Raw genomic sequence first — 11,501 nt, 5'->3', positions numbered from 1 at the left:
CTCCCTGGAAGACCGCATCGTCAAGCGCTTCATCGCCGATCGTTCCGAAGCCGCCAGCGGCTCGCGACACATGCCCGACGCCCCGCAGCGCGCCGCGACTTTCCGTAAAGCTGGCGGCGGCGTGACGCCGGGGGAGGCCGAGATAGCGGCCAACCCGCGAGCGCGCTCGGCCAGGCTTCGCGCTGCGATCCGCACAGATGCCCCGGCGCGTGCGGGCGATTTTTCGATTTTCGGCCTTCCAAAGCTTCCCGCCGTCGAACGGCCGGGAGAGAGGTGAGCACGTGTTTCGTACCAGCGACATAGTCCTGATCGCCGTCATGGTCTCGGCCGCGGCCCTGACCTACAAGACCAAGCGCGAGGCCGAGGAGCAACTGGCGGCCGTGCAGAAGATCCAGGCGCAGATCCGCTACGAGGAAGACACGATCGATCTCCTCAAGGCGGATTGGAGCCTGCTCACCCAGCCGTCGCGGCTGCAGAAGCTTGCCGACATCTACAAGAGCCAGCTCGGGCTCGAACCGGTCGGCGCCCGCCAGATTGGCGGCCTTGACGACATTCCGGTGAAACCGGTGACCATTGAGGACCTCTCCTCGCAGCGGCTTGGCGGCATGGCCGACAGTTCCGGCAATGGACCAGCGGACGACAAGGATCCGGTCGTCACGGGGAGCACGGTGCAATGATCAGCAGGCTTCCAAGGATCGGTGAGCTGCTGAAGCGCCGGAAGAAGGCCGCCGAGGACGGCTCGATCGTCGTCGACGCGGCGCGCAAGGCGACGGGCGGCAAGGCCAGGACCCGCATCGTCATGACGATGGCGGTGTTCTTCACCCTCTATTCCACGATTGCCGGCAGGCTTGTCTATCTCGGCCTGCAGAATCCGGACCTGTCCGACGGCCCGCAGAGCAGGGTCACCGCGTCGCGTCCCGATATCGTCGACCGTAACGGCGAAGTGCTGGCGACCGACATCAAGACGGCGTCGCTGTTTGCCGAGCCGCGGCGCATCGTCGATGCCGACGAAGCGATCGAGAAATTGTCGACCGTGCTGCCGGACATCGACTACGAGCAGACCTACCGCAAGCTCAAGAGCGGCGCCGGCTTCGTCTGGCTGCAGCGCCAGCTGACGCCGAAGCAGCAGGCCGACATCATGGCGCTGGGCGTTCCCGGCCTCGGCTTCCGCACCGAAAAGCGCCGCTTCTATCCGAGCGGCGAGACCTCGTCCTATGTCGTCGGCCTGACCAATATCGACAACCAGGGCATCTCCGGCATGGAGAAGTATATCGACGAGCAGGGGCTGAGCGACCTGCAGGCGTCGGGCCTTGCCATCGCCAAGGACCTCCAGCCGGTCAGGCTTTCGATCGATCTGCGCGTCCAGCATGTGGTGCGCGACGAGATCGCCGCCGGCTTGGAGCGCTATCGCGCCATGGGCGCCGGCGCCGTCGTGCTGAATATCAAGACGGGCGAAGTGATGGCGATGGCCTCGGTGCCGGACTTCGACCCGAACAATCCCTACAATGCCCAGGACAAGGACCGGCTGAACCGCATGTCGGCTGGCCTCTACGAGATGGGCTCGACCTTCAAGAGCTTCACCTCGGCGATGGCGCTCGATTCCGGCAAGGCGACGATGAACAGCCGCTTCGACGCGTCGCATCCGATCCGGGTCGGCCATCAGGCCATTCACGATTTCCACGGCAAGAACCGCGTGCTGTCGCTGCCGGAGGTGTTCCTCTATTCGTCCAATATCGGCTCGGCCAGGGAGGCGGAGCTCGTCGGCATCGACGGGCACCGCGAATTCCTGCACCGCCTCGGCATTCTCGACAGGATGCAGACCGAATTGCCGGAGGTCGCGCGCCCGACCGAGCCCAAGGTCTGGAAACAGGTCAACTCGTTCACCATCGCCTTCGGCCATGGGGTGTCGACGACGCCGCTGCAGGCCGCTGTCGGCTGCGCGGCGCTGATGCAGGGTTATCTGATCCAGCCAACATTCCTGGTCCGCAGCGAGCAGGAGGCGATGGCGGTGGCCAAGAAAGTGGTCAGCGACAAGACGGTCGAAGGCATGCGCTATCTCTATACGCTCAATGCCGAGAAGGGCTCGGCCAGAAACGCCAGGGCTCCCGGCTACCGCGTTGGCGGCAAGACCGGAACGGCCGAGAAGGTCATCAACGGCCGTTACTCCAAGGAGTTGAATTTCAACACCTTCGTCGCCGCCTTCCCGATGGACGATCCGCAATTTCTGGTGTTCACAATCGCCGACGCCCCGCATCCCGAAAAGCCCGGGATGACGGACGTCGCCGCCAACAATGCGGGGGTTATCGCCGGCAATATCATCAGGCGTTCGGCGGCCATGCTTGGCGTGAAGCCAGATTTCAGCCATGAAAATGGTGCAACGCTGGTTTCCTATCAGTGATTCTTGGGGCGCGCCGGCAACTGCGCGCTATTTTGTTGCAGTGAACGGGACTCAATGCATCTAAAAGATCTAGCCGGTATCCTGCCTGTCGAGGGAACAGCTTCCCGCGATCTGGAGGTTACCGGACTTTCCTCCGATTCCCGCGCGGTCAAGACCGGCGTCGTCTTCTTTGCGATTGCCGGCAGCAAGGCCGATGGCTCCGCCTATGCCGCCGATGCCGCCAGCCGGGGTGCCTCCGCAATCGTCACGGGCAAGGGCGCGGCGGTTTCCGGCCTGTCGATACCGGTTCTTGCCGTCGATGATCCGCGCCATGCGCTGGCGCTCGCCGCCGCCCGCTTCTTCGGCCGCCAGCCTGAGACCATGGTCGCCGTCACCGGCACCGCCGGCAAGACATCCGTCGCCGCCTTCACCCGCCAGATCTGGGAGCAGGCGGGGTTTGCCGCCGCCTCGATCGGCACGACCGGCGTCGTGGCGCCCGGCCGCAACGAATATGGCTCGCTGACCACGCCCGACCCGGTGGCGCTGCACCGGTTGCTCAAGGAACTGGCGGATGCTGGCGTGACCCATGCCTCGATGGAAGCCTCGAGCCACGGCCTCGACCAGCGTCGTCTCGACGGCGTGAAGCTCGCGGCCGGCGCCTTCACCAATCTCGGTCGCGACCACATGGACTACCATCGGACCGTCGAGGATTATCACCGCGCCAAGCTGCGCCTGTTCGACACGCTGCTGCCGAAAGGCGCGCCGGCGATCGTCTTTGCCGATGACCCGTGGTCGGAGCCGACGATCAAAGCCGCAATGGCGGCGGGTCTCAAGGTCCTGACCGTCGGCCGCCATGGCGATTTCCTGACGCTCAAGCGGGTCGAGCATGAGCGCCATCGCCAGCGCGCCGAGGTCGTGGCCGACGGCGTGCTCTACGAGGTCGACCTGCCTTTGGCCGGCGATTTCCAGATCGCCAACGCGCTGGTCTCCGCCGGGCTTGCCATCGCGACTGGAACGCCGGTGGATAAAGCCCTGGCCGCCCTGGAAAAATTGAAGGGTGCGCCGGGCCGGCTCGACCTCGTCGGCGCCACCGCCGCCGGCGCTCCTGTCTATGTCGACTACGCGCACAAGCCCGATGCGCTGGAAAACGTGCTGACCTCGGTCCGACCTTTCACCACGGGCCGGGTCATCGTGGTGTTCGGCTGTGGCGGCGACCGCGATCGGGGAAAAAGGCCGATCATGGGCGAGATCGCGACGCGGCTCGCCGACATCGTCATCATCACCGACGACAATCCGCGCACGGAAGTGCCCGAGACCATCCGCGCGGCCATCCTCGCCGCGGCGCCCGGCGCCATCGAGATCGGCGACCGCCGCAAGGCGATCCATGAGGCGGTGGCGATGCTGCGCGCCGGCGATACGCTCATCGTCGCCGGCAAGGGGCATGAGGAAGGCCAGACCATCGGCGCTCAGACCTTCCACTTCTCCGACCACGAGGAAGTGCGCGATGCGCTGAAGGAGCGCGCCGCATGAACCTGCTGTGGACGTCGGAAGCGCTGGTCGAAGCCATGGAAGGCAGGCCCATCGGCTCGCTGCCGGAGGGCATCACCGGTATTTCGATCGACAGCCGCAGCCTGGAGCCGGCAAACGCCTTCTTCGCCATCAAGGGCGAGGCGATGGACGGCCATGATTTCGCGACGGCCGCCGTGAAAGCGGGTGCAGCCGTGCTGGTCGTCGCCGAGGGCAAGCTGCCCTCGCTCGGCCGGCTGACGGCGCCGATGATCGTCGTGCAGGACGTGCTTGCGGCCCTCGAGAAGCTCGGCGTCGCGGCCCGCGCCCGCTCGAAGGCCCGGATCATCGCGGTCACCGGCTCGGCCGGCAAGACGACCACCAAGGAAGCGCTGCGCCATGTGCTGTCGGCGGTGGGAAAGGTGCACGCCTCGGCGCAGTCGTTCAACAACCATTGGGGCGTGCCGCTGACGCTCGCCCGCATGCCGCAGGACTGCGACTACGCGGTTTTCGAGATCGGCATGAACCATCCGGGCGAGATCAGGCCGCTGGTCAAGATGGTCAGGCCGCATGTCGCCATCGTGACGATGATTGCCGCCGCGCATCTCGGTTTCTTCAAGAATCTGGATGAGATCGCCAGGGCGAAGGCGGAGATATTCGAAGGCTTGGAGCCCGGCGGCGCCGCGGTGCTCAATCGTGACGACCAGCGCTGGAAGCTGCTTGAGAAGATGGCGAAGGAGGCGCGCGTCGAGCATGTCTTCGGCTTTGGCGAAAATGCCCGTTCAACCTTCCGGCTCACCAGCTGCGAGCTCTACGCCGATCACTCCGACATCACCGCCAAAATCGGCAAGCAGGATGTTGCGGCGCGTGTCGGGGCCCCCGGCCGCCACATGGTGCAGAACGTGTTGGCCGTGCTGGGTGCTGCCAAGCTCGTCGGCGCCGATCTCGACAAGGTTGCGGCGGCGCTTGCCGACCTGTCGGCCGAACGCGGGCGTGGCCGGCGCCATGTCCTGCACCATCCAAACGGACCAATCACGCTGATCGACGAGAGCTACAACGCCAATCCGGCGTCGATGGCGGCGGCGATGGCGCTGCTCAACGCTACGCCCGTCTCGGGGGAGGGCCGGCGCATCGCCGTGTTGGGCGACATGCTGGAGCTTGGCGGCCATTCGGCGAAGCTCCATGCGGCGCTGGCCGAACTGATCGTCGGCACAGGCACGCGCAATGTCTTTCTCGGCGGGCCGGAAATGCAGGCGCTGGAAAAGATTTTGCCCGCCGATGTCCAGACCGAGTACCGGGCAGGCGTCGAGGAACTGAAGCCGATCGTGATCGCTGCGCTCAAGCCCGGCGACGTGGTGATGGTCAAATCGTCGAAAGGCATCGGGTTTTCAAAGCTGGTCGAGGCATTGCTCGGCAAATTTCCGGCGGAAGCCACAAACATTGAGCCGACTTGAGGTCGGCTCCGGGGGACCGAAGGACCATGTTCACACTGCTCGTCGATTTCGCGGACAAGATCTCGTTCTTCAACGTCTTCCGCTACATCACTTTTCGCACCGGCGGCGCGCTGATCACCTCGGCGCTGATCGTCTTCATCTTCGGGCCGACGATCATCAATTCGCTGCGCCTGCGGCAGGGCAAGGGTCAGCCGATCCGCGCCGATGGCCCGCAGACGCATTTCAAGAAGGCTGGAACGCCGACCATGGGCGGGCTGATGATCCTGTCTGGCATCATCGGCTCGTCGCTTTTATGGGCGAATCTATCCTCGATCTATGTCTGGGTTGTGCTGCTGGTCACCGTCGGCTTCGGCTCGATCGGCTTCTACGACGACTATCTCAAGGTCACCAAGCAATCGCATCTGGGCTTCTCCGGCAAGGCGAGGCTGGCGATCGAATTCGTCATCGCTGCCATCGCCGCTTGGGTGATCATGCATAATGGCCAGGCGCCATTCTCGTCGTCCCTGACCTTCCCCTTCGCCAAGGAGTTCCTGATCAACCTCGGCTGGTTCTTCGTCCCGTTTTCCTGCTTCGTCATCGTCGGCGCCGGCAATGCGGTGAACCTGACCGACGGCCTCGATGGCCTGGCGATCGTGCCGATCATGATCGCGGCGGCGTCTTTCGGCGTCATCGCCTATCTCTCGGGCAACGCGGTCTTCGCTGAATATCTGCAGATCCATTTCGTTCCCGGCACCGGCGAACTCGCCGTCGTGCTCGGCGCGGTGATCGGCGCCGGCCTCGGCTTCCTCTGGTTCAACGCCCCGCCGGCCGCGATCTTCATGGGCGACACCGGCTCGCTGGCGATGGGCGGCCTGATCGGCACCATCGCCGTCGCCACCAAGCACGAGATCGTGCTGGTCATCGTCGGCGGCCTGTTCGTGGTCGAGATCTTCTCGGTCATCATCCAGGTAGGCTACTTCAAGATGACCGGCAAGCGCGTCTTCCTGATGGCGCCGATCCATCACCATTTCGAAAAGCTCGGCTGGACCGAAAGCCAGGTGGTGATCCGCTTCTGGATCATTGCCGTCATCCTGGCGCTGGTCGGCCTCTCCACCCTCAAGCTCAGATAGGACCAGCCCGCTTGATCCCCGCCGCTTCCTTCTCAGGCAAACGCGTTTCGCTCTTCGGGCTCGGCGGCTCGGGGATAGCCACCGCGCATGCGCTGATCGCGGGCGGCGCCGAGGTGCTGGCCTGGGACGACAATCCTGAAAGTGTCGCCAGGGCATCGGCCGCGGGCATCGCGACGGGCGATCTGCGCGCCGCCGACTGGCCGCGCTTCGCCGCCTTCGTGCTGTCGCCAGGGGTGCCGCTGACGCATCCGAAGCCGCATTGGACGGTGGAGCTGGCGCGCGGCGCCGGCGTCGAGGTGATCGGCGATATCGAGCTGTTCTGCCGCGAGCGCATCGCCCACGCGCCGGCAGCACCCTTCATCGCGATCACAGGCACCAACGGCAAGTCGACGACCACGGCGCTGACGGCGCATATATTGAAGTCGGCGGGCCGCGACACGCAGATGGGCGGCAATATCGGCCGCGCCATCATGACGCTCGATCCGCCCGAACCGAAGCGGCACTATGTGGTGGAGTGCTCCTCCTACCAGATCGACCTCGCGCCCTCGATCAACCCGACCGCCGGCATCCTGCTCAACCTGACGCCCGACCATCTCGACCGGCACGGCACGATGGCGCATTACGCCTCGATCAAGGAAAGGCTGGTCGCCGGCTCGGACACCGCGATCGTCGGCGTCGACGATTCCTGGGGCGCCCAGATCGCCGACCGACTCGAGCGGGCAGGGCGGCAGGTCACCCGCATTTCCAAGCGCCTGCCTTTGACCGACGGCTATTTCGCCGACGGCACCAATCTGATGGAAGCCGTGCATGGCCGCTACAGCCGCGTCGCCTTCCTCGAGGGCATCGGCTCGCTGCGCGGCCAGCATAATGCGCAGAATGCGCTGGCCGCCGTCGTTGCCTGCCTCAAGGTCGGGCTCGAGCTTGGCGAAATCCAGGCAGGGCTCGAAAGCTTTCCCGGGCTGGCGCACCGCATGGAACAGGTCGGCCGCAAGGGCCATGTGCTGTTCGTCAACGATTCCAAGGCGACCAATGCCGACGCGGCTGCTCCCGCGCTGTCAAGCTTCCCCAGCCGCATCTACTGGATCGCCGGCGGCCTGCCCAAGGAGGGCGGCATCGAGCCGCTGCGCGGCTTCTTCCCGCGCATTGCCAAGGCCTATCTGATCGGCGAGGCGGCGCCCGCCTTCGCGGCGACGCTGGGCGAAGCGGTGCCCTACGAGATATCGGAAACGCTGGCGGCGGCGGTCGAGCATGCGGCCCATGACGCGGCGAGCGACGCCGGCGGCGAGGCGGTGGTGCTGCTTTCGCCGGCCTGCGCCAGTTTCGACCAGTTCAAGAATTTCGAAGTTCGCGGCGAAGCCTTCAGGCAAGCTGCGACTGCTATTGATGGTGTGAAACCCATCGGAGGGCCACGTTGATGCAAAGCCGTCTCGACAAAAGTCCTGTCGCCACCTGGTGGTGGACCATCGATCGCTGGTTCCTGGCGGCGTTCCTGTCGCTGATGGGACTGGGCATCGTGTTGTCCTTTGCCGCCAGCCCTGCGGTGGCCGAACGCATCGGCCTCAGCAGCTTTCACTTCGCCACCAGGCAGATCATCTTCACCATCCCGGCGCTCGTCGTGATGCTGGCGGTCTCCTTCCTGCAAGCGAGGCAGATAAGGCGCATGTCGCTGGTGCTGATCTGTGTCATGCTGGTGCTGATGGTGGCGGTGCTCTACATCGGCGTCGAGGTGAAGGGCGCGCGGCGCTGGGTGTCGCTCGCCGGCCTGTCCATCCAGCCGTCCGAGTTCCTCAAGCCGGCCTTCGTCATCATCTGCGCGTGGCTGTTTGCCGAGCATAAGCGCCAGCTCGACATCCCCGGCAATCTGTTCGCCCTCCTGCTTCTGGTCCTCGTGGTTTCTCTTCTGGTCGCTCAGCCCGATCTTGGCCAGACCATGCTGGTCACCGGCACCTGGGGCGTCATGTTCTTCATGGCCGGCCTGCCGTGGCTGTGGATCATGGCCCTCGGCATCACCGGTGCGAGTGGCCTGTTCGCCGCCTATACGGTGTTCCCGCACGTTGCCTTGCGCATCAACAAGTTCCTGACCGGCGAGGGCGATACGTTTCAGGTCGATATGGGCCGCGAGGCACTGATCAACGGCAGCTGGTTCGGTGTCGGGCCGGGTGAGGGAACCGTCAAGCGCATTGTTCCGGATGCTCATACCGACTTCGTGTTCTCGGTCGCGGGCGAGGAGTTCGGCCTGATCATGTGCTTCTTCATCATGTCGATCTTCGCCTTCATCGTGCTGCGCGGCTTGAGCATCGCGCTCAAGGAGCATGACGATTTCACCCGCTACGCGGTGGGCGGTCTTGTCACCATCTTCGGCTTGCAGTCGGCCATCAACATGTGCGTGAACCTGCAGCTGATGCCCGCCAAGGGCATGACACTGCCCTTCATCTCTTATGGCGGCTCCTCGCAGATCGCCATCGCCGTCTCGATGGGCATGGTGCTGGCATTGACGCGCAAGCGTCCGGAAAAGCGCAAGCAGATGGGCTTCGTCCTCGCGCAGCGCGCAATCCCGGCGGAATGAGGCGGGATGGCGAAGGGTGTCATACTGCTTGCAGCCGGCGGAACGGGCGGACACCTGTTTCCGGCCGAGGCGCTCGCGCATGAGCTGATCGAACGCGGCTGGAAGGTGCATCTTGCCACCGACCGGCGCGCCGAGCGCTATTCCGGACAGTTTCCCGCCGCCGACATCCATGCGGTCCCGTCGGCGACGCTGGGCTCGAAAAATCCGGTCGCCGTGGTCTCGGCGTTCTGGAAGATCTGGCAGGGCGTGCGCGAAGCGAGCCGGATCATCGCCCGGATCAAGCCGGAGGCGGTCGTCGGCTTCGGCGGCTATCCGACGCTGCCGCCGCTCTATGCGGCGACAAGGCGCAAGGTGCCGACGCTGATCCACGAGCAGAACGCCGTCATGGGTCGTGCCAACAAGGCGCTTGCCGGCCGCGTCGACGCGATTGCCGGCGGCTTCCTGCCGGAAGGCGCGAGCGCCGACGGCGCAAAGACGGTGACCACCGGCAATCCGGTCAGGCCGCAGGTGCTCGAGGCAGCGAAGACGCCCTATGCGGCATCGAACGAGGGCGAGCCGTTCCGCCTGCTGGTGTTCGGCGGCAGCCAGGGCGCGCAGTTCTTTTCCGATGCGGTTCCCGCGGCGGTCGCGCTGTTGCCGCAAGACCTGCGCAGGCGCCTGGTGATCACACAACAGGCCCGCGCGGAGGATGTAGCGCGAGTGAAGGCGGCTTATGCCGAGCTCGGCGTCGACGTCCAGGTCTCGCCCTTCTTTACCGACATGGCGGCGCGCATGGCGGCGGCGCATCTGGTGATGTCGCGCTCCGGCGCCTCGACGGTTTCGGAGATCGCGGTCATCGGTCGGCCGGCGCTGCTGGTTCCTTATCCTCACGCGCTCGATCACGATCAGGCGGCGAATGCCGCGGCCCTTGCCGCCGCCGGAGGCGCCGAGCTCCATCCGCAGTCGACGCTGTCGGCCGAGCGGATTGCGCAACTGGTCGGCGGGCTGATGCAGGACCCGGACCGGCTGGCGGCCATGGCCGCCGCCGCCCGTTCGGCCGGGAAACCGAACGCGGCGCGGTTGCTCGCCGATCTGACAGAGGCTATTGCGTCCGGCAAAACGGTTTCGGATTATAGGAGGACGCGCGCATGAAGATGCCGCAGACGATCGGCCTTGTGCATTTCATCGGCATTGGCGGCATCGGCATGAGCGGCATCGCCGAGGTGCTGCACAATCTCGGCTATAAGGTGCAGGGTTCCGACCAGGCCGACGGCGCCAATGTGCAGCGGCTGCGCGACAAGGGCATCGAATGTTTCGTCGGCCACAAGGCCGAGAATCTTGGCGATGCTGAAGTCGTCGTCGTTTCGACCGCGATCAAGAAATCCAACCCTGAACTCAAGGCCGCGCGCGAGAAGCTTTTGCCGATCGTGCGCCGGGCCGAGATGCTGGCCGAGCTGATGCGTTTCCGCCAGGCGGTCGCCATCGGCGGCACGCATGGCAAGACGACGACCACCTCGATGGTGGCGACGCTGCTCGAGGCCGGCGGGCTCGACCCGACCGTCATCAATGGCGGCATCATCAACGCCTACGGCACCAACGCGCGGATGGGCGACGGCGAGTGGATGGTGGTCGAAGCGGACGAAAGCGACGGCACCTTCCTCAAGCTGCCGGCGGACATCGCCGTCGTCACCAATATCGATCCCGAGCATCTCGACCACTATGGCAGCTTCGACAAGGTGCGCGAGGCCTTCCGTCAGTTCGTCGAGAACGTGCCGTTCTACGGCTTCGGCGTGATGTGCACCGACCATCCGGAAGTGCAGGCGCTGGTCGGCCGCATCGAGGACCGGCGCGTCATCACCTATGGCGAGAACGCACAGGCCGATGTTCGCTTCACCAACCATCGCATGCTGGGCGCGACCTCGGAATTCGACGTGGTGATCCGCGACCGAAAGGGGCGCGGCACCGCGACGATAACCGGCCTGCGCCTGCCTATGCCGGGCAAGCATAACGTCTCCAACGCGACGGCGGCGATCGCGGTCGCGCACGAGCTCGGCCTGTCGGATGACGCGATCAAGAAAGGTCTGTCGTCCTTCGCCGGCGTCAAGCGGCGTTTCACACACACCGGCTCGTGGAACGGTGTCGAGGTGTTCGACGATTACGGCCACCACCCGGTGGAGATCGCGGCGGTGCTGAAGGCCGCGCGCAGCGCCACCAAAGGGCGCGTCATTGCCATCGCGCAACCGCATCGCTTCACCCGGCTGCACGATCTGTTCAACGAATTCTCCGTCTGCTTCAACGACGCGGATACGGTGATGGTGGCGCCGGTCTATGCGGCCGGCGAGGAGCCTATCGAAGGCGTGACCTCCGATGCGCTGGTTGCGCGGATCCGTTCCGGCGGCCATCGCGACGCGCGCTATATCGATGGGCCGGCGGCGATCGCGCCAGCCATTCGCGATCTTGCCAAGCCCGGCGATTTCGTCGTCTTCCTCGGCGCCGGCAACATAACGCAA

Annotated in this window: 10 protein-coding genes; all 10 read left to right on the top strand. The window is 65.2% G+C overall.

Going from position 1 to position 11,501, the window contains the following annotated elements; all coding sequences use genetic code 11:
- Nucleotides 1-277, top strand: a 277-nt coding sequence (mraW, locus tag EOA23_RS25735; RefSeq protein WP_127306211.1) for a 16S rRNA (cytosine(1402)-N(4))-methyltransferase, incomplete at its 5' end; no start/stop codon positions are given.
- 4 nt (nucleotides 278-281) lie between these two features.
- Nucleotides 282-677: a hypothetical protein gene (locus tag EOA23_RS25730; RefSeq protein ID WP_127306210.1), complete on the top strand. Its 396-nt coding sequence runs from the start codon at nucleotides 282-284 to the stop codon at nucleotides 675-677.
- Entirely contained in the window at nucleotides 674-2,398 is a 1,725-nt protein-coding gene (locus EOA23_RS25725; protein ID WP_127306209.1) for a penicillin-binding protein 2, read from the top strand. Before EOA23_RS25730 ends, EOA23_RS25725 begins: the two co-directional genes overlap by 4 nt.
- Before the next feature lie 54 nt (nucleotides 2,399-2,452).
- Nucleotides 2,453-3,907, top strand: a complete 1,455-nt coding sequence (locus EOA23_RS25720; RefSeq protein ID WP_127306208.1) for a UDP-N-acetylmuramoyl-L-alanyl-D-glutamate--2,6-diaminopimelate ligase — start codon at nucleotides 2,453-2,455, stop codon at nucleotides 3,905-3,907.
- Nucleotides 3,904-5,337 (top strand): UDP-N-acetylmuramoylalanyl-D-glutamyl-2,6-diaminopimelate--D-alanyl-D-alanine ligase, encoded by a 1,434-nt coding sequence (locus EOA23_RS25715; protein ID WP_127306207.1) that lies wholly within the window; start codon nucleotides 3,904-3,906, stop codon nucleotides 5,335-5,337. The genes EOA23_RS25720 and EOA23_RS25715 overlap by 4 nt, the downstream gene beginning before the upstream one ends.
- A 26-nt stretch (nucleotides 5,338-5,363) precedes the next feature.
- Nucleotides 5,364-6,446 carry a phospho-N-acetylmuramoyl-pentapeptide-transferase gene (gene mraY, locus EOA23_RS25710; RefSeq protein WP_042637735.1) on the top strand — a complete coding sequence of 361 codons (1,083 nt, stop codon included), beginning with the start codon at nucleotides 5,364-5,366 and terminating at the stop codon, nucleotides 6,444-6,446.
- Between the two features lie 11 nt (nucleotides 6,447-6,457).
- The gene (murD, locus tag EOA23_RS25705) at nucleotides 6,458-7,861 is read left to right on the top strand and encodes a UDP-N-acetylmuramoyl-L-alanine--D-glutamate ligase (RefSeq protein ID WP_127306206.1); all 1,404 of its coding nucleotides are present in this window, start codon (nucleotides 6,458-6,460) and stop codon (nucleotides 7,859-7,861) included.
- Entirely contained in the window at nucleotides 7,861-9,012 is a 1,152-nt protein-coding gene (ftsW, locus tag EOA23_RS25700) for a putative lipid II flippase FtsW (protein WP_127306205.1), read from the top strand. The genes murD and ftsW overlap by 1 nt, the downstream gene beginning before the upstream one ends.
- A gap of 6 nt (nucleotides 9,013-9,018) precedes the next feature.
- On the top strand, nucleotides 9,019-10,143 hold the full coding sequence (murG, locus tag EOA23_RS25695; protein WP_127250289.1) for an undecaprenyldiphospho-muramoylpentapeptide beta-N-acetylglucosaminyltransferase: 1,125 nt from the start codon (nucleotides 9,019-9,021) through the stop codon (nucleotides 10,141-10,143).
- A partial coding sequence (gene murC, locus EOA23_RS25690; RefSeq protein WP_127306204.1) for a UDP-N-acetylmuramate--L-alanine ligase occupies nucleotides 10,140-11,501 on the top strand: 1,362 nt, incomplete at its 3' end. The genes murG and murC, both read left to right, overlap by 4 nt.

The sequence above is a fragment of the Mesorhizobium sp. M2A.F.Ca.ET.042.01.1.1 genome (genome assembly GCF_003997405.1).
Taxonomy (GTDB): domain Bacteria; phylum Pseudomonadota; class Alphaproteobacteria; order Rhizobiales; family Rhizobiaceae; genus Mesorhizobium.
Note: the sequence above shows the minus strand (reverse complement) of the source record. Positions and strands in the feature narration are given on the sequence as shown.